The organism is Actinomadura rubrobrunea NBRC 15275 (genome assembly GCF_001552235.1).
GTDB lineage: Bacteria > Actinomycetota > Actinomycetes > Streptosporangiales > Streptosporangiaceae > Spirillospora > Spirillospora viridilutea.
The window spans coordinates 1-16,884 of sequence record NZ_BCQU01000034.1; the positions used below are offsets into that span (position 1 = coordinate 1).

At 74.5% G+C, this 16,884-nt stretch carries 16 protein-coding genes; 10 read left to right on the plus strand and 6 right to left on the minus strand.

Annotated elements, in window-relative coordinates:
- Window positions 1–313 precede the first annotated feature (313 nt).
- Window positions 314–784: a SixA phosphatase family protein gene (locus tag AR3_RS12995; protein WP_067913662.1), complete on the plus strand. Its 471-nt coding sequence runs from the start codon at window positions 314–316 to the stop codon at window positions 782–784.
- Window positions 785–837: 53 nt separating this feature from the next.
- Here AR3_RS12995 and AR3_RS13000 read toward each other — a convergent pair whose 3' ends face one another.
- The 4 genes from AR3_RS13000 to AR3_RS13015 form a co-directional block, all read right to left on the minus strand.
- On the minus strand, window positions 838–3,093 hold the full coding sequence (locus AR3_RS13000; protein ID WP_067913665.1) for an FUSC family protein: 2,256 nt from the start codon (window positions 3,091–3,093) through the stop codon (window positions 838–840).
- 125 nt (window positions 3,094–3,218) lie between these two features.
- A complete protein-coding gene (gene serB, locus AR3_RS13005; protein ID WP_067913666.1) occupies window positions 3,219–4,427 on the minus strand; it encodes a phosphoserine phosphatase SerB in 1,209 nt (402 codons plus the stop codon).
- 95 nt (window positions 4,428–4,522) lie between these two features.
- Window positions 4,523–5,545: an S-adenosylmethionine:tRNA ribosyltransferase-isomerase gene (locus AR3_RS13010; RefSeq protein ID WP_067913667.1), complete on the minus strand. Its 1,023-nt coding sequence runs from the start codon at window positions 5,543–5,545 to the stop codon at window positions 4,523–4,525.
- On the minus strand, window positions 5,542–6,999 hold the full coding sequence (locus AR3_RS13015) for an MFS transporter (protein WP_106258582.1): 1,458 nt from the start codon (window positions 6,997–6,999) through the stop codon (window positions 5,542–5,544). The genes AR3_RS13010 and AR3_RS13015 overlap by 4 nt, the downstream gene beginning before the upstream one ends.
- A gap of 241 nt (window positions 7,000–7,240) precedes the next feature.
- On the opposite strand from AR3_RS13015, the gene AR3_RS13020 reads away from it, so the two are divergent.
- The 5 genes from AR3_RS13020 (at window position 7,241) to AR3_RS13040 (ending at window position 11,931) form a co-directional block, all read left to right on the plus strand.
- Entirely contained in the window at window positions 7,241–8,476 is a 1,236-nt protein-coding gene (locus AR3_RS13020; protein ID WP_227023118.1) for a GAF domain-containing sensor histidine kinase, read from the plus strand.
- 160 nt (window positions 8,477–8,636) lie between these two features.
- Entirely contained in the window at window positions 8,637–9,332 is a 696-nt protein-coding gene (locus tag AR3_RS13025; protein WP_067913670.1) for a response regulator, read from the plus strand.
- 38 nt (window positions 9,333–9,370) lie between these two features.
- A complete protein-coding gene (locus AR3_RS13030) occupies window positions 9,371–10,159 on the plus strand; it encodes a PP2C family protein-serine/threonine phosphatase (protein ID WP_083951440.1) in 789 nt (262 codons plus the stop codon).
- 623 nt (window positions 10,160–10,782) lie between these two features.
- Entirely contained in the window at window positions 10,783–11,130 is a 348-nt protein-coding gene (locus tag AR3_RS13035; RefSeq protein WP_227023117.1) for a DUF2752 domain-containing protein, read from the plus strand.
- Window positions 11,131–11,220: 90 nt separating this feature from the next.
- Window positions 11,221–11,931: an RDD family protein gene (locus AR3_RS13040; RefSeq protein ID WP_067913672.1), complete on the plus strand. Its 711-nt coding sequence runs from the start codon at window positions 11,221–11,223 to the stop codon at window positions 11,929–11,931.
- An 81-nt stretch (window positions 11,932–12,012) separates the two neighbouring features.
- Here the strand turns inward: AR3_RS13040 and AR3_RS13045 are convergent, their stop codons facing one another.
- Entirely contained in the window at window positions 12,013–12,798 is a 786-nt protein-coding gene (locus tag AR3_RS13045; RefSeq protein WP_067913674.1) for an Rv1486c family protein, read from the minus strand.
- A 268-nt stretch (window positions 12,799–13,066) separates the two neighbouring features.
- Between AR3_RS13045 and AR3_RS13050 the strand changes: the two genes are divergently transcribed.
- The 4 genes from AR3_RS13050 to AR3_RS13065 all read left to right on the plus strand — a co-directional run bounded on the left by AR3_RS13050 (window position 13,067) and on the right by AR3_RS13065 (window position 15,517).
- The gene (locus tag AR3_RS13050; RefSeq protein ID WP_067913676.1) at window positions 13,067–13,855 is read left to right on the plus strand and encodes an ABC transporter ATP-binding protein; all 789 of its coding nucleotides are present in this window, start codon (window positions 13,067–13,069) and stop codon (window positions 13,853–13,855) included.
- 116 nt (window positions 13,856–13,971) lie between these two features.
- Window positions 13,972–14,739 carry a sulfite exporter TauE/SafE family protein gene (locus AR3_RS13055; RefSeq protein WP_067913800.1) on the plus strand — a complete coding sequence of 256 codons (768 nt, stop codon included), beginning with the start codon at window positions 13,972–13,974 and terminating at the stop codon, window positions 14,737–14,739.
- Window positions 14,740–14,810: 71 nt separating this feature from the next.
- Window positions 14,811–15,068 (plus strand): DUF8836 family protein, encoded by a 258-nt coding sequence (locus AR3_RS13060; protein ID WP_067913679.1) that lies wholly within the window; start codon window positions 14,811–14,813, stop codon window positions 15,066–15,068.
- Complete coding sequence (locus tag AR3_RS13065; protein ID WP_067913683.1) at window positions 15,065–15,517, plus strand: VOC family protein; 453 nt, start codon at window positions 15,065–15,067, stop codon at window positions 15,515–15,517. The genes AR3_RS13060 and AR3_RS13065 overlap by 4 nt, the downstream gene beginning before the upstream one ends.
- Before the next feature lie 22 nt (window positions 15,518–15,539).
- Here the strand turns inward: AR3_RS13065 and AR3_RS13070 are convergent, their stop codons facing one another.
- The gene (locus AR3_RS13070; RefSeq protein WP_067913686.1) at window positions 15,540–16,466 is read right to left on the minus strand and encodes a Rieske (2Fe-2S) protein; all 927 of its coding nucleotides are present in this window, start codon (window positions 16,464–16,466) and stop codon (window positions 15,540–15,542) included.
- Window positions 16,467–16,884 lie beyond the last annotated feature (418 nt).

Consider the following 16,884-nt stretch of genomic DNA (forward strand, 5'->3'; position numbering starts at 1 on the left):
GGGGGCCGGCGGCCGGTGCGGCCGCCGGCCCCCGTCCATGCCCGCCCGGGTGGCGTAGACCCGGGGCGGTGCGGGGGTGCGACGACGGGGCCGTACGCTGGTCGAGGGGCCGACGGTCCCCGGACGACCATGATCGGGAGGCGTGCCGTGAGCACGGGGAAGTCCACCATGTCCGGCGGGAAGGGCATGGCCATCGTTCTGGGGGCGATGTTCGGGATCATCGCCCTCCTGTGGCTCCTGGCCGCGCTGGTCGCTCCCTGACCGCGGGCGGCCCCGGCGGGGCGTCCGGCGGTGCGGCGGCTAAGGTGACGGCATGTCGACGTTGCTCGTCCTGCGTCATGCCAAGGCGGTTCCGGGCGGAGGGACGCCCGACATCGAACGGGCGCTCGCCGAGCGGGGGCGACGCGACGCCGCGGCGGCGGGCGCGTGGCTGCGCGAGAACGGCCTGACGCCCGACCTGGTGCTGTGCTCCCCGGCGGTGCGGACCCGGGAGACCCTGGAGCTCCTGGAGGTCCCCGCCGAGGTGCGGTACGAGCCGCAGATCTACGACAACGACGCCGACGCGCTGCTCACGCTCGTCCGGGAGACCGACGACGACGTGCGCACGGTGCTGCTCGTCGGCCACAACCCGTCGGTGCACCAGCTCGTGCACGATCTGACCGGGGCCGCGCCGGACTCCTTCCCCACGTGCGCGCTGGCCGTGATCGAGTGGGAGGGCGGCTGGTCGGACGCCTGGCACGGCGCGGGCACGCTCGTCACCTACCGCACTCCCAAGGACGCCTAGAACGGGCGCGGAAGGCTAGAACGGGCGCGGAAGGCTAGGACGGGCGCGGAAGGCTAGAACGGGCGCGGGGAGCCTGGCCGCGCCGCGGCGAGGCAGCCGGCGACCAGGGCGTCGACGTCCCTGCGCAGCGACCGCAGCGCGTGGCGGGAGCCGGAGATCTGCAGCACCGCGTGCCGCACGGGCGTCTGCTCGTCGGTGCCCACGCCGCCCCTGATCTCGGCGCGGCGGCGCCCGGCCAGCCTCGCCAGGTGGGCGTCGAGGTCGGCGAAGTCCTCGTCGAGCCGTTCGCGCAGCGGCGGCAGGTCGGCCGCCTCCGCGGCGGTCAGGCGGTCGTCGATCTCCTCCAGGTGGTCGGCGACCCGGTCGAGGATCTGCGGGACGGGCCCGGTGTCCTCGGCGTCCCGGCGCGTCATGCGGGTCACGGCGACGAGGTGGTCGCGGATGCGGCGGGCGGCGCTGATCACCTCGGTCAGCCGGTCGATGCGCTCGCCGTCGGGGACGCGCTCGTTCCGCAGGTGCGTGCGGGCGTCCGTCACGGCCTCCACGGCCTGCTCGGCGGCGACGACCTTGTCGCGGGGCAGGCGTTCGAGGTCGCCCTCCACGACGGCGGCCGTGGCGCGCACCAGGTCGGCGTGGACGGTGAGCAGCCGGCCGAGCTGGGCGGGCAGGCGTTCGGCGTGCCCGGTCGGCCACAGCAGCCGGGTCGCGGCGAACGCCAGCGCGCCTCCGGCGACGACGAGGCCGATGCGCTCGCCCGCCGCCGTCCAGTCCGACGGCGCGGAGAAGTCCAGCAGCATGAGGACCACCGGCGTGCCGAACAGCATCCAGTAGCCGAAGTTCACCGACCGCAGCGCGAACGCCGCGAACGCGAACCCGAACAGGACGGCCGCCGCCGTGACCTGGCCGGGCGCCAGCGCGAGCAGGACCGCGGCGATCACCGAGCCGATCACGGTGCCGCCGACGCGCTGGATCAGGTGGGTGACGGTCTCGTCGTACGTGGCGCGCAGCCCGAGCGCCGCGGTGATCGTCAGCCATTGCCCGTGCGGCAGGCGCAGGGCCGCGGCCAGCGCCATCGCCACGGCCGCGGTGACGAACACCCGCGCGGCCTGCCGGAATCCCGGCGAACGGGTGCGCACGGCGGTGGCGACGCGGCTCCACAGCGGCCCGGGGCGCGGGGCGGCCGGCGGCCGGGGCGGCGCGAACCCGATGCGCAGGCCGCCGGACACGATGCGGCGCGCCGATTCGATCTCGCCGGAGACGCGTTCCGCCGAGCGGCGCAGCTGCACGAGCAGCGCCGCGGCGAGCAGGTCCTCGTCCCCGGCCAGACTGGCGCGCCGGATGCCCTCGATCCGGCGGCCGAGACGGCGCACCGCCGCCGAGTCGGCGTCGCCCAGGGGCGCGCCGTTCGGCGCGGCGACGGCGCCCGCGATGAGGCGCAGCCGGGCGGCCAGTGCGGCGACGGCGACGCGCGCCTCCATCTCCCATTCGCGGTCGGGCGGGCGGCGCCGCACCGCGTCCACCAGCGAGTGCAGCGCGACGGTCTCGTGCACGATCCGGGCCAGCGCGTCGATGAGACGCTCGGGGCGGGCGGGCTCCTCGCGTCCGCGTCCCGACCGGTAGAAGCCGTAGGTGGCGCGGGCGTTGGCCAGGGCGCGGGACGCGGCGCGGCGGGAGGCCTCCCAGTCGGGCCGGAGGGCGACGGAGGCCAGCTCGGGCTCGGCGGCCTCGACGGTCCTGAGCGGACCGGTGTCCTGCTCGCCGACGTTCTGGGCGACGGCGTCCAACAGCCCGGCGGCGGCGCCCGCGGCCTCGGCGAGCGCGGCGCGCAGGGGGCGCAGCCGCCGGGCCGGCCAGGGCGCGAGCAGCAGGGCGCTGACCAGCAGCCCGCCGAGCAGCTCGAGGAAGCCGTTGTAGAGGACGTCCTGCGTGGGCGGGCGGACGGCGGTGAGGAGCGCCGCGAGCCCCGCGGTCGGGCCGATCCACGGGACGGCGCTGCCCAGCGCCATCACGATCGGCACGACGGCCACCGCGAGCCAGGCGTGCCCGGCGAGGTTGCCGCCGATCGTCGCGCCGACCGCGACCACCAGCACGGCGCCGGCCAGGTTGCGGGCGCGCGCCCCGTACGGCCCTTCCGGGGCCCGCAGCCCCACCAGGTACGCGCCGAGCGCGATCATCGCGCCCTGTGCGGCGTGCCCGGTCAGCGCGCCCGCGACGAGCGGGACGGCCATGGCGAGCGCGGCGGCGAGCCCGAAGAAGGGCGCCGCCCGTCCGCCGATGGCGGCGACCGCCTCGCGCGCACGCTGCAGCACCGTTCCACCGCCCCTGGACTCGCGATGCCCGGTCGGCACGTACCCCGAACGGGACCTCGATGATCGTATGCGGCGGAGGGGGCCGTCCAGGGCGCGGTGTCAGCGCGCAGGATCAGCGTGCGGTGTCAGCGGGTGGTGGTCGCGTCCGCGGCGTCGGCGGCTTCGACCTCCTCGCGGGAGATGCCGAGCAGGAACAGGATCGTGTCGAGGTAGGGGACGTTGACGGCGGTGTCGGCGGCCTGCCGCACCACCGGCTTGGCGTTGTAGGCGATGCCGAGCCCGGCGGCCTGCAGCATGTCCAGGTCGTTGGCGCCGTCGCCGATCGCGACGGTCTGGCTGATCGGGATGCCGGCCTCGCGGGCGAACCGCTCCAGCGCCGCGGCCTTGCCCGCCCGGTCGATCACCGGCCCGATCACCCGGCCGGTGAGCTTGCCGTCCTTGATCTCCAGGGTGTTGGCGGCGGCGTAGTCGATGCCGAGGTCGGCGGCGAGCGCGTCGGTGACCTGGGTGAACCCGCCGCTGACGATGGCGAACTTGTAGTCGAGCCGCTTGAGGGTGCGCACCATCGTGCGGGCCCCGGCGGCCAGCTTCACCTGGCGGCGCACCTCGTCGATGGCGGACGCGTCCAGCCCGGCCAGCAGCGCGACGCGTTCGCGCAGCGAGCCCTCGAAGTCCAGTTCGCCGCGCATGGCCGCCTCGGTGACCTTGGCGACCTCCTCCTGGCAGCCGGCCTGCGCGGCCAGCAGCTCGATGACCTCGCCCTGGATCAGGGTGGAGTCGACGTCCATCACGATCAGCCGCTTGGCCCGCCGGTGCAGCCCGCCGGGCTGGACGGCCACGTCGACCTGCTGCTCGGCCGCCTCCACCGCCAGCGCGGCGCGCAGCGCCTCCGGGTCGGCGCCGGACACGTCCATCTCGATGCAGGTCACCGGGTTGTCGGCGAGGCGTTCGATGCGGTCGATGTTGGCGCCGCCGGCGGCGATGCGGCCGGCGATCCCGGCCATCGCGGCCGGGCGCAGCGGCGCGCCCAGCACCGTCACGTGCAGCCGGCCGCGGCGCTTGGGCAGGGTGCGGAACCGCCCGGTGGACAGTTCGACCTCCATGTCGAGGTCGGTGGCGACGCGTTCGGCGGCGCTCCACACCTGGCCGATGTCCACGCCGTCGGTGTAGGCGACCAGCACGCCCAGCACCAGCCGCCCCCGGATGACGACCTGCTCCACGTCGGAGACCGTCAGCGGGAATTCGGCGAGTGTGCTGAACAGCCGGGATGTCACCCCGGGGCGGTCGCGGCCGGTGAGTGTGATGAGCAGGGTGCGCTCTGCTGTCGCGTCCATGGCTGCTCCCAACGCTACCGGCCGGGGCGCCGCGTCCGCGCGTCAGGTCCGGCATGTGGACACCTCTGCCGTCGCCTGCTGGGACAGGTGGTGTCTCAGGGGAGGACGAGGTGGGCGTCGCCGAACTCGTGCCCGAGGTAGCCGTGGTCGACGGCGGCCCGGTAGGAGGCGGCGACCAGGCCGGGACCGGCGATCGCGGTGAGCACCGTCATGTGGGACGACCGGGGGTCGTGCAGGCCGGTGAGGAGCCCGTCCACGGCCCTCACGCCGCTGTCAGGGGTGACGACGTGCTCGGTCCAGCCGTGTGACGGTCGGACCTGCCCGTCGGCGTCCACGGCCGTCTCCAGGGCGCGCACGACGGTCGTCCCCACCGCGATGACACGTCCGCCGTGGGCTCGCACATGCTCGATCAACGCGGCCGTCGGCTCCGGCACTTCGTAGCGTTCCGCGGACGGGGGCTCGTGGGCCTCGGGGGAGGACAGTCCCGTGTGCAGGGTGAGGGGAGCCAGCAGAATCCCGCGGGAGACGAGCGCCGTCACCAGGTCGGTGGTGAACGGCCGGGTCGCGCTGGGCATCTCCGCGCCGCCGCTGTCGCGGTCGCGGGCGAACACGGTCTGGTACGCGGCGATGGGCCAGTCGCGGCGTACGTAGCCGTACCGGATCGGCACCCCGTGCCGGTGCAGGTAGGGGACGACCGTCCTGTCCAACCGGGCCGCCCAGAGCCGCTCGGTGTGCCGCCGGACGAGGACGAGCGTGGCGCCGCCGGGCATCGGGATCCACTCGCCGGGGCTGCCGCCGCCGTACGGGACGCTCGCCGTCGCGGTGCGCCGCCGCAGCTCCACGAGCCACAGCCCGTCGTCGCCCGGCAGCGGCGTCGAGAAGTGGACGGCGAGCCTGTCCAGCCGCACGGCGGCGGGCAGCGTCGCCGAGGTGTTGACCACCAGCAGGTCGCCGGGGTCCAGCAGCCCGGGCAGGTCCCGGAACCGGTGGTGGGCGATCTCGCCGGTGGAGCGGCGGCCGACCAGGAGCCGGACGGCGTCGCGGGCCAGGCCGCGCTCCTCGGGCGGTTCCCGCGCCGCGGGCGCGGCCGGGAGCGCGACGCCCGGCGGGGTCGTCACCCGTTCCCCTCGGACGGCGTGAGACGGAGGCAGGCGAGCACGCCGAGCACGGCGACCACCGCGACCATCGCCCCGGCCACGGCGAGCCCCACCCGGAGCCGGTCGGCGCCGAAACCGGTGACGACCGCGCCCGCGGCGCCGACCACCAGCGACGAGCCGAGCGTGTCGGCGATCTGCAGGGCGGAGGAGTTGACGCCCTGCTCGTCCTCGGGCGACAGCTCCAGCAGCAGCACGCTGAAACTGCCGATCGCCAGGCCCATGCCGACGCCGCCGAGGATCCACGCCGGCGCCGTCCACCATCCGGGAAGCTGCGCGGTGATCGTCACCGCGACGACCCCGGCGGTGACGAACCCGGCGCCGAGCACCGCGAAGAACGCCCGGGGGCGGCGGGAACGGCCCTGGTACTGCGACGCCGCCGACCAGCCCAGCGAGGCGCCCATCAGCACCACGCCCGCCTGCGTGGGGCTGAACCCGTGCAGCGAGGTCAGCGCCAACGGGATGAACACGTCGGTGCCGAAGAACGCGCCCGCCAGCAGGCCCCGCGCCAGCACGACGCTGGGCAGGCCGCGCCGCATCCGCAGCGTCCCGGCGGGCATCAGCCGCAGCAGCCCGAAGCCGAGCCCCGCCGCGGCCGCCGCCGCCACGGGCAGCAGGCTCCAGCGCGGATGGTCCAGCGCGTACAGCAGCGCGGCGGCGCCCGCCGCGGTCGTGACGGCGGCCAGGACGCGGGAGGCGTGCCGGGCGGTCCGGGGCGGCGGCGCGGAGCCCGACGGCCGGCGCAGGCCGCGCAGGGCGGGCACGAGCATGACGGTGGGCGGGACGACCAGCGGGATCAGCCCGAGGAACACCCAGCGCCACCCGGCGTGCTCGGCCACGGTGCCGCCCACGGCCGGGCCGAGCAGCGACGGCAGCACCCAGGCGGCCGACAGCGCCGCGAACGCCCGCGGCCGCAGCGGCTCGGGGTACACCCGGGCGACCACCACGTACAGCGGGACCATCGCCAGGCCGCTGCCGAGCCCCTGCACGGCGCGTCCCAGGACGAACACCCACATCGACGGGGCGAACCCGGCGGCGGCCAGCCCGGCGACGAACACGGCCAGCCCGGTCAGGAGGGGATGCGCCGGGCCGGACCGGTCGCACCAGCCGCCCGCCAGCACGAGGGCGAACACGCTGGCGATGAACGTGGCGCTGAACGCCCACGCGTACAGCTCCAGGCCGTCGAGATCCCGCGCCGTGACCGGCATGACGGTGCCGACCGCCATGGCCTCGAACGCCAGGAGCGTCACGACGAGCACGATCCCGGCGGTCACCGCCCGGTGGCCACGGTCCAGCAGCCGCCCGGCGCTCGCCGCGCCCGCGCCCGCCGCCTTGCCTTCGGCGGCCGACGCCTCGCCGTCGATCGCGGCGGCGCCGCCGGGCGCGGTGGCGTCGTCGGAGCCGAAGGTCGTGGTCATCGTCCGCGTCCGTTCGTCCGAGGCCTGACGTCGACGGCGCCGTGCGCGCCGACGGTCCTCCCCGCGCCGTCGCGGGAGGCTCCGATGATCAGTGCGGTCGTGCGGTCCATGGCGCCGACGGTAAAAGCGGGCGGTGACCGTCCGCATCGGCCGCCGGGCGGGGGCCGCTTGCCCAGATGGTCCTAGGTCGTTGGGAGCACGACGGATTCGAGCAGCCCAGGTCGGCGAGTACGGTCTTTCCGTGGACGACCACATGGTCACGGGGGACCCGGCACCGAGCGGCGAGCGGAGCGGACGGCGGATGGACGGCGAGCACCGGAGCGGCGCGGCGCCGTGCGGCGCCGAGCCGGGCGCGACCCTGCACGCGGTCAGCTCGGCCGTGCTGGCCGTCACCCGGCACCTGTCGGTGCACGAGGTGCTGCAGGTGATCGTCCGTGCCGCGGCGCAGCTGCTGGACGCCCGGTACGCGGCCCTCGGCGTGCCCGACGACCAGGGCTCGTTCGCCGAGTTCGTCGTCGAGGGGGTCTCGCAGGAGGAGTGGGAGGCGATCGGGCCGCTGCCCCGCCAGCACGGCATGCTCGCCGCGATGCTGCGCGACAAGGAGCCCAAGCGGCTGGCCGACATCCGCCGGGAGGCGGAGTTCGAGGGCTGGCCCTCGGCCCACCCGGTGCTCAAGGACTTCCTCGGCGTCCCGATCCGCGACGGCGACGACGTGCTCGGCATCCTGTTCCTGGCCAACCGGCGGCGGCCCGGCGGATTCACCGAGGCCGACGAGGAACTGCTCACCCTGTTCGCCGCGCACGCCGCCATCGCCATGACCAACGCGCGGCTGTACGAGCGCAACCGCGAGCTGACCGTGGTCGCCGAGCGCAACCGGCTCGCCCGGGAGCTGCACGACGCGGTCGCGCAGAAGCTGTTCTCGCTGCGGCTCACCGCGCAGGCGGCGGCCGCGCTGGCCGAACGCGACCCCGCCCGCTGCGTCCGCGAGCTGGCGCAGGTGGAACGGCTGGCCGCCGACGCGCTCGCCGAGCTGCGCGCGGTGATCTTCGAGCTGCGGCCCGCCGACCTGGCCGACGGCCTGGCCGCCTCGCTGCGCAAGCACGTGGAGGTCCTCGACCGCGCCTACGACGCCGACGTGCGCTTCACCATGGACGGCGGCGCCGTGGCCCTCCCCGAGGAGCACGAGGCCGTGGTGTTCCGCATCGCCCAGGAGGCGCTGTACAACGCGCTGCGCCACGCGTCCGCCCGGACGATCGAGGTGCGGCTGCGCACGGAGGACGGCGCCGTCGTGCTGGAGGTCGCCGACGACGGCGTGGGGTTCGACCCGGGCGCCGCGTCCGCCAAGAACGGCGGCGAGCCGCACGGGGGGCTCGGGCTGGCCTCGATGCGCGACCGGGCCCTCTCGATCGGCGGCGCGCTCGCCATCGACGCCGCGCCGGGAACGGGCACGGTCGTGCGCTTGGAGGTGCCGTTGTGAGAACGTCGGCGGACACGCACCGCGCGGCCGTTCGCCCGAAGCCGAGCGTCCGGCCCGCCGGGCGGGATAGAACGGCTGCTACAACGGACGTGACGAGCGACAGTGGGAGCGTTCCATGCGCGGGGCGCGACGCGCCGCGCCGCGGTGAGCGGAGGACGCCGTGATCAGGGTGCTGATCGCCGACGACCACCCGGTGGTCCGGCAGGGGCTGCGCACCTTCCTGGGCGTCCAGGACGACATCGCGGTCGTCGGGGAGGCCGCCGACGGCGCGGAGGCGGTGCGGCTGGCCGAGCGGCTGCGGCCCGATATCGTGCTGCTGGACCTGAAGATGCCCGGTGCCGACGGCCTCACGGCGCTGACCGAGCTGCGCGCCCGCGGGGTGACGGCCCGGGTCCTGGTGCTGACGAGCGTCACCGAGCGCGGTCATGTGCTGCCTGCTGTACGGGCGGGCGCGTCTGGGTATCTCTACAAGGATGTCGACCCGAAGGCGCTCGTCCAGGCGATCAGAGCGGTCCACGACGGGCACGTCCTGTTCGCGCCCGATGCCGCCGAGGCGGTGCTGGCGGGCCGGACATCGCCGCCGGGCGCGGCGCCGCACGCCGACCCGGCGGCCGAGTCGGAGCGCGGCCGCGCCGCGCTGACCGAACGGGAACGGGAGGTGCTCGTGCACATCGCGCGGGGCAGGTCCAACCGCGAGATCGCCCGCGCGCTCATGGTCTCCGAGAAGACGGTCAAGACGCACGTCAGTAATCTGCTCATGAAACTGGGAGTACAGGATCGGACGCAGGCGGCGCTCTACGCGGTCCGGCACGGCATCGATTCCTCCGGTGCGGCCGGAGGAGACGCCGGCGGCTGATACAACTCCTCTGACAGGATCGTCATCGAAATATCAGTATGGACGTAATAATCAAGTACGCAGCAGGCAGCGACATCGGGTGCAGCCGGGAGAACAACGAGGACTCCGGGTACGCCGGCGCGCGGCTGATCGCGGTCGCCGACGGCATGGGCGGCTATGCCGGCGGCGAGGTGGCCAGCTCCACCGTCATCGGCTCGCTGCGCTCGCTGGACACCGACGCCCATATTGACGATCTTGTCGAGGCGCTGGGCCGGGCCGTCGCCGAAGCCAACGAGAAGCTGCGGATCGTGCGGGAGGAGCGGCCCGACCTGAGCCGCATGGGCACCACCTTGACCGCCATGCTGTGGCAGGGCCGGACGGTGGCGCTGGCCCACATCGGCGACTCGCGCGGCTACCTGCTGCGCGACGGCGAGCTGTTCCAGATCACCAAGGACCACACCATGGAGGAGCTGCTCAAGGCCGAGGCCGAGCAGCAGGGCGGCTCCCCCGAGCAGGCCGAGTCGTCGCGGCTGGCGCACGTGCTGTACCGGGTGCTGGACGGCCGCGAGGACCGCCGGCCCGACCTGCAGTTGCGCGAGTCCCGCCTGGGCGACCGCTACCTGCTGTGCTCGGACGGGCTGAGCAACGTGGTGGACCCGCAGACGATCTACGAGGTGCTGACGGCCGAGCCCGAGCCGGCGGGGGCCATCGACGTGCTGGTCCGGCTGGCCCGCGAGGGCGGCGGACCGGACAACATCACCGCCGTCATCGCCGACGTCGTCGAGGTCGACCACGTCATCGAGAGGCAGAACGGCCCCGTGACCGTCGGCGCGGTCGCCCACGTCTGACCCGTCCGGCGGCCCCTGCCCGTCGCCTGCCGGGTCCCCGCCCCGCAGGTCGTCCGGCGTGCGGTCGTCGCCCAGGCCGTGCGCCCCGTTCCGGACGCCGCGTGCCGCCGTGCCTTTGCGCATTCGGCCCGGCGCGTCGCGGAGGTCCCTCCTTCTGTTCGCGGACGTCGCGTGTCCACCGGTTGTCGCGGCGCCGAAGAGGCGCCGTCGCGCGGCCGTCCCGGCGAGATCATCCATCGACATCGCCCGGCGAGGTCCCGCCCTTGCGCCGCGGCCCTTCCGTTCCGCGGGTATCGGCCCGGACGCCGCTCCCCGAAACGGCCGCCCATAGCCCCGGCGACGCCCGTACCTCGCCGGAAACCGGGCCCTGCGGTGACCCGTTTGTCCTACGCTTTTCCCGAGGCGACAAGCGTCTCGATTGAGGTAACGGTCCGGCTGCGGATTTTCGGCGCGGCTTGACCTACCTCGGGGTGGTCCCTGTATACGGGTCACCGGACCAGGCATCGAGGCGGAGGATTCTGTTGGGGGGAGAGTCCGAGGCGACGGCTGCCGGCGCGCCGGTCGGTGCGCTCGGCCGCGTGGTCGGCCGGACCCTCACCGCAGCGCGGCACGGCCCTCGCGCGGTGGTGCTGCGTGTCGCGGCGATGGCCGTCGCGGCCGTCGGCGCGGCGTGGATCCACCGTGTCAACGATCCCGGCGTGCTCTGCCCCCTCCGGAGGCTCACCGGAATCCCCTGCCCTCTGTGCGGCGGCACGACCGTGTTCATCGAGCTGGGTTCGGGCCGCCCGGTCGGGGCGCTGCTGGCGAACCCGGCGGCGCTCGCGGGCGCGGTCGGTCTCGCCCTCGCGCCGCTGGGCCTCGGGCGCCGGTGGTGGGCGCTCGCGCCGGGCACCCGCGCCTGGGTGCTCGGAACCGCCCTCGTGGGGTCGGAGCTGTGGCAACTCGCCCGGTTCGGGCTCCTGCGGGTTTAGGCGGCCGTCGGAACGTCGGCCAGACGCGCGGAGCCCTCCGAGTCCGGCGGGCGTCACATAACCACAAGGGTCAATCAATAAGGAGCAAGTGTGGGTAACCCCTACGACCCCTACGGTCAGCAGCCGGGCTACGGCCAACCCCCGGCCCAGCCCGGGTACGGACAGCCTGCGCAGCCCGGGTACGGCCAGCAGCCCCCGCCGCCCCAGCCCGGCTACGGACAGCCGGCGCCGCCCCAGCCCGGCTACGGCCAGCCCGCTCCGCAGCCCGGCTACGGGCAGCCGCCCGCGCCTCCCGCGCCGCCCGCGGCGCCGGCGTACGGTCAGCCGGCGCAGCCCGCCTACCAGGAGGTGCACCACCACTACTACGGCTCCAGCGGCCAGCTCGCCACCTGGGGCTCCCGGTTCGCCGCCTACCTGATCGACTACCTGATCGTGATCGTGCCGTTCGGCGTGCTCTACATCCTGGGCGGCGTCCTCGGCGCCTCCGGCAGCGGCGGCGCCGCGGTGCTCGGCGTGCTGTTCTTCCTGCTGGCCTGGGTGGAGTTCATCGCCGGCGCGCTGTGGCTGGCCTACCAGGAGGGCACCACCGGCCAGACCATCGGCAAGCGCCAGATGGGCATCAAGGTGATCAGCGCGCAGACCGGTCAGCCGATCGGCTTCGGCTGGGGCATCCTGCGCCGGCTGTGCCACCACACGATCGACGGCGCCGTCTGCTACCTGGGCTTCCTGTGGCCGCTGTGGGACGACAAGCGGCAGACGTTCGGCGACAAGATCTGCAACACCTACGTCGTGCGCGCCTGACGCGCCGACCCGCGCTTTCCCTCGAGGACGGGGCAGCCGCCGCGGCGGGTGCCCCGTCGGCGTTCCGGGCGCGTCCCGCGTTCAGGGCACCGGGTCGAAGGAGCTGTTGCAGGCGGCCACCATGGCGCGCCGCACCGCCCGGTCGAGCATGCGCAGCGCCTCGCCGCGCCGCCGCATCTGCTCGGCGGTCAGCCCGCGCTCGTCCAGCCGCCGGGCCAGGTCGACCACCTGCGACAGGCGTCCGGCCAGCGCCGCGACCCGGTGGGCGCGCTGCGGGTAGCCGGGGGCGAGCGGGTGGTCGTCCGGTCCGGGCTCGCGCAGGTCGGCCAGCGCGTCGGCGATCTCGGGCGGGACGGTTCCGGACGCGGCGTCGTCCACGGTCAGCAGCACCTCGGTCGCGTCCCGCATCGCCAGCAGCAGCTGCCGGTCGGCCTCGGGCAGCGACGGCACGTCGGGCGTGCCGGTCGCCGCGTCCCGGGCCTGCCACCGCACCCCGACATAAGACGAGCCGCGCCGGTCCTCGGCCGGGATCAGGCCCACCGCGCGGTCCGGCAGCACCGCGATGACGGCGGCCCGCGCGTCCAGCGCCGCCCGGTTGAAGTCGGGCGGCCCGGTCAGTCCCAGCGGGTCGCCCGGGGCGGGCAGCGCGACCCGCAGCCCCGACAGCCCCGCGACGCGCAGCTCGCCCAACCCGGCCCGCAGCGGCAGGTCCCGCTCCGCGGACCCGGTCCCAGGGATGCCCCGAACGATCTGCGGCCCGGCAGACTTCTCCACCGCGTCGACCGCCTCGTCCAGGCCGACGTGCCCGGTCAGCCACGCGTTGCCCCAGGCGACCAGCGAGGTCGCCGCGCTTCCGAGCCCGTTCACAGTGCCCGCCGAGCCACTGCATACATGGTGACCACGATAAGTGCTGGGGCGGACAGGGCGCTGCGATCCCGCTTCCCCGAGGGGCGGCCGCGGTCGTCCCGCTCCACACGTTCGATCGCCTGTCCGAGACGCGGCGCAGAGTCGGATCGCAGGAACCGGCGCGCCGTTGTCCGGGGTGGCCTGCGGGCCTGGGGCGGGTCCCCGCGGCGGTGGAAATCGCATAGGTTCATTCCGACGGACTGAGCGAGTTGGGGGATACAGGCAGGCGATGACCGACGAGGTAGTGCACCTGCGCGCGGTGGGGGTCCGGCGGGGAGGAGCCGACCTGCTGCGCGAGCTGTCGTGGACGGTGAACGCGGACGAACGGTGGGTGATCCTCGGCCCCAACGGCGCGGGGAAGACGACGTTGCTGCAGGTCGCCGCCACGCTGCTGTATCCGACGACCGGCACCGTCCGGGTGCTGGGCGAGCAGCTCGGCCGCACGGACGTGTTCGAGCTGCGGCCGCGGATCGGCATCGCCAGCGCGGCGGTGGCCGAGAAGGTGCCGGCGGACGAGAAGGTCGTCGACGTCGTGCTCACCGCCTCCTACGCGATCCTCGGCCGCTGGCGGGAGCAGTACGACTCCACCGACGTCTCCCGTGCGGTGTCGCTGCTGGAGGCGCTGGGCTGCGCGGACCTGGCCGGCCGCACGTTCGGCACGCTGTCGGAGGGCGAGCGCAAGCGGGTGCAGATCGCGCGCGCCCTGATGCCCGACCCCGAGCTGCTGCTGCTGGACGAGCCCGCCGCCGGGCTGGACCTCGGCGCCCGCGAGGACCTGGTCGACCGGCTCGGCCGTCTCGCCGACGACCCCGCCGCCCCGACGATGGTCCTGGTCACCCATCACGTGGAGGAGGTCCCGGAGGGCTTCACGCACGCGCTGCTGCTGCGCAAGGGCGAGGTGGTGGCGCAGGGCAAGGTGGACGAGGTGTTCACCCCCGAGCACCTGTCGACCTGCTTCGGCCTTCCGCTCACGGTGGAGCGCCGCGAGGGCCGCTGGTACGCGCGAACCGCCCGCTGAGGTCGCGAAGACGGGCGGCCGACCGGCCGTAGACCGACCCCGTGCCCGAAGGCGGCGCGGCCGATCCCTACCATCGTGGGTCAATCGCCAACGCGCCGAAACGGGTGGGGTCGAACGTGAACGTGCTGGACACGGCCGCCGTCTTCGCGGCGGGTGTCGCCGCCGGGTGCATCAATGCCATCGTCGGTTCGGGCTCTCTGATAACGTTCCCCACTCTCGTCGCGCTGGGCTATCCGCCGGTCGTGGCGAACGTGTCCAACAACATCGGCCTGGTGACGGGCAACGTCTCCGGCGTCTACGGGTACCGGCGCGAGCTCAAGGGGCAGCGCGACCGGCTGCTGCGCCTGGGCACGGCGTCGCTGATCGGCGCGGTGACGGGCGGGCTGCTGCTGCTCACCCTGCCCCCCGAGGCGTTCGACATCATCGTGCCGGGCCTGATCGCCATCGCGGTCGTGCTGGTGATCGTGCAGCCGAGGCTCCAGCGGTGGGTGCTGGCCCGGCGCGAGGGGCACTCCGCGCACGGCGGCGCCTGGCTGTGGCTGGGCGTGCTGGGCGCGGGCGTGTACGGCGGCTACTTCGGCGCGGCGCAGGGCGTCATCCTGATCGCGATGCTGGCCATCGCGCTGGACGACGACCTGCAGGCCCTGAACGCGACCAAGAACGTGCTGTCGTCGGTGGTCAACGGCGCGGCCGCGGTGCTGTTCACCCTCATGTGGGCGTTCGGGAGCACCGAGGTGAGCTGGATGGCGGTGCTGCTGATCGCGCTGGGCTCGGGCGTCGGGGGCCTGATCGGCGCCAAGGTCGGGCGCCGGTTCCCGCCGGCGGTGCTGCGCGGCGTGATCGTGGCCGTGGGCGTCGCGGCGATCGTGAACCTGGTGGGCTGAGCGTCCTCGGCAAGGATTGCGGGTGATTCCTCCGGGTATATATCGAATAGACGTTCGAATCCGGAGGGTGCATGAAGGGCGACAGGGTCGAGATCGTCATCGACGTCGGCGGCGCGGGGACGCGGACGTACGAGGTCGTCGCCACCCGCGCCGGCCGCCGGGTGGAGATCAGCAACCGCCGCGGGGTGATCGAGGTCAGCGAGGTCACCCGCACCGGCGGCGCGGTCCGCACGGCCCGCTTCATGGCCGGCCGGGTGCTGGCGCTGGTGGAGCATCCGGTCACCGACGAGGAGGGCCGCCGCCCGCGCGAGGCGAGTGAGCCGCGATGACGGCCGGGCTGACCCGGGCGCGCTGGACCCACATCGCGCTGCCGACGGGCGACCTGGACAAGGCGATCGAGTTCTACACCACGCTCACCCCGCTGGTGGTGGTCGAGCGGTTCGAGGACGAGGCCGGCCAGAGCGCGTGGCTGTCCAACGAGGGGCAGGTCGAGACCCCGTTCGTGCTGGTGCTGGTCGCGTTCGACAAGGACCGGGGGCAGCAGCTCGGCCTGCTGCGGCCGTTCGCGCACCTGGGCATCGAGGTGCCCGAACGCGCCGACGTCGACGCCCTGGCCGAGCGTGCGCGCGAGCTGGGATGCCTCCACTGGGAGCCGCGCGACATGCCCGGCCCCGTCGGCTACATCTGCGCACTGAAGGACCCGGACGGCAACGTCGTCGAGATCTCGCACAACCAGAAGGTCTACGAGACGGTCCGCAAACTCTGGGGCGACGCCTGACCCGCCGCGCCGGCTGCCGCTGCTATGTGATGGGCCGGACCTGGACGGTGCCCTCCTGTACACGCGTTTCGAAGGCCGGCTGGCGTGCGGTCGCCGGGCCGTGCACGACCGAGCCGTCCCGGATCCGGAACGTGCTGCCGTGCCAGGGGCAGACGACGCAGGGGTCGGCGTTGTCGTCGGTGATGATGCGGCCCTGGTGCAGCGGCCCCGCCAGGTGGCTGCACCGGTCGGTCAGGACGTGGACGTCCTCGCCGTCGCGCATGACGAACAGGCTGATGTAGCCGAGGCGGCGCACCACCGGCCATCCGTCCGGCAGGTCCGACATCGGGCACAGGTCCTGCCAGCCCAGCGGCACCAGGTGCGCGATCTGGTCGGCGTGGTTGGCGCCGGCCGCCTGGCGGAACGCCAGATGGCCCCCGAGGTAGCCGCCGGCCAGCAGGGCGGTCAGACCGGCGAACCCGAGCGCGCGCCCGGCGCCGTCCCGGCCCCGGCGGCGCGCCACCAGCGACGCGGCGTACAGGGCCGTCGCCGTCGCGGTGCTCGCCGCGTGCACCACTCCGACGCGCTGCTGCCGGCGCTGCAGCGCCGACCAGTCGGCCAGGCCGGTCAGCGCGGTGGGGACGGCCGTGGACAGCCCCGCCGCGACCAGCGCCTGGGACGCCAGCTGCGTCCCGGCGGTGCTGGGCATCAAGTCCAGGACCGCCGCGGACATCCAGCAGCCCATCGGCAGGTCCGTCAGCGGCGGGTGGGCCGGGTGGCCGAAGGGGACGCCGTGCAGCGCGTCCTTGGTCCGCCCGGGACGCAGCGTCCGCTGCACGACGGTGGACACGCCGCGGATCACGCGGTCCAGGGCGCCGGCGTGCTCCAGCCCGTCGACCATGGCCACGGGGTGCGGTCGGACGGACGCCCGGGGGCCGCGCCGGAAGATGTTGCTCGTCCGTCGATTCATGTCCCTCCTCGGGTGCGCGGTCCCGAAAGACGGCGTAACGGCTCGCTCGCGGCGACGGTACCGGCCCCGAGCACCCGCGACCACCCGAGGAGAGGACCGGCCCCTCCCCGGACATCCGCGATCTGCCGTGCCGCGCGGTCCCTGTTACCTACCTGGGGGTACCGGGACCTAAACCCCGGTTCCGGGCGTTCTGGTCGAGACGTGCACGTGACGGGACACTCGCGCGTCTTCCCATCGACTTCCCATCGACTTCCTAGCGACTTCCTAGCGACTTCCTAGCGACGGTGCCGCCGACGACGCCGAGCCGGTCCGGCGTCCGCCGGGTCCGTGAAACCGGTCGCGACGACGCGTCGCCGGCGGCCTCAGATGGCCACATGCTGCCGCTCCGTTCGCCGAGACGGCATGCCGACCCATGGCA

Coding starts and splice junctions, on each gene's coding strand:
- AR3_RS13070 (WP_067913686.1), bottom strand. CDS start 16,466: ATGAATCGACGGACGAGCAACATCTTCCGGCGCGGCCCCCGGGCGTCC.
- AR3_RS12995 (WP_067913662.1), top strand. CDS start 314: ATGTCGACGTTGCTCGTCCTGCGTCATGCCAAGGCGGTTCCGGGCGGA.
- AR3_RS13015 (WP_106258582.1), bottom strand. CDS start 6,999: ATGACCACGACCTTCGGCTCCGACGACGCCACCGCGCCCGGCGGCGCC.
- AR3_RS13050 (WP_067913676.1), top strand. CDS start 13,067: ATGACCGACGAGGTAGTGCACCTGCGCGCGGTGGGGGTCCGGCGGGGA.
- serB (WP_067913666.1), bottom strand. CDS start 4,427: ATGGACGCGACAGCAGAGCGCACCCTGCTCATCACACTCACCGGCCGC.
- AR3_RS13065 (WP_067913683.1), top strand. CDS start 15,065: ATGACGGCCGGGCTGACCCGGGCGCGCTGGACCCACATCGCGCTGCCG.
- AR3_RS13060 (WP_067913679.1), top strand. CDS start 14,811: ATGAAGGGCGACAGGGTCGAGATCGTCATCGACGTCGGCGGCGCGGGG.
- AR3_RS13030 (WP_083951440.1), top strand. CDS start 9,371: ATGGACGTAATAATCAAGTACGCAGCAGGCAGCGACATCGGGTGCAGC.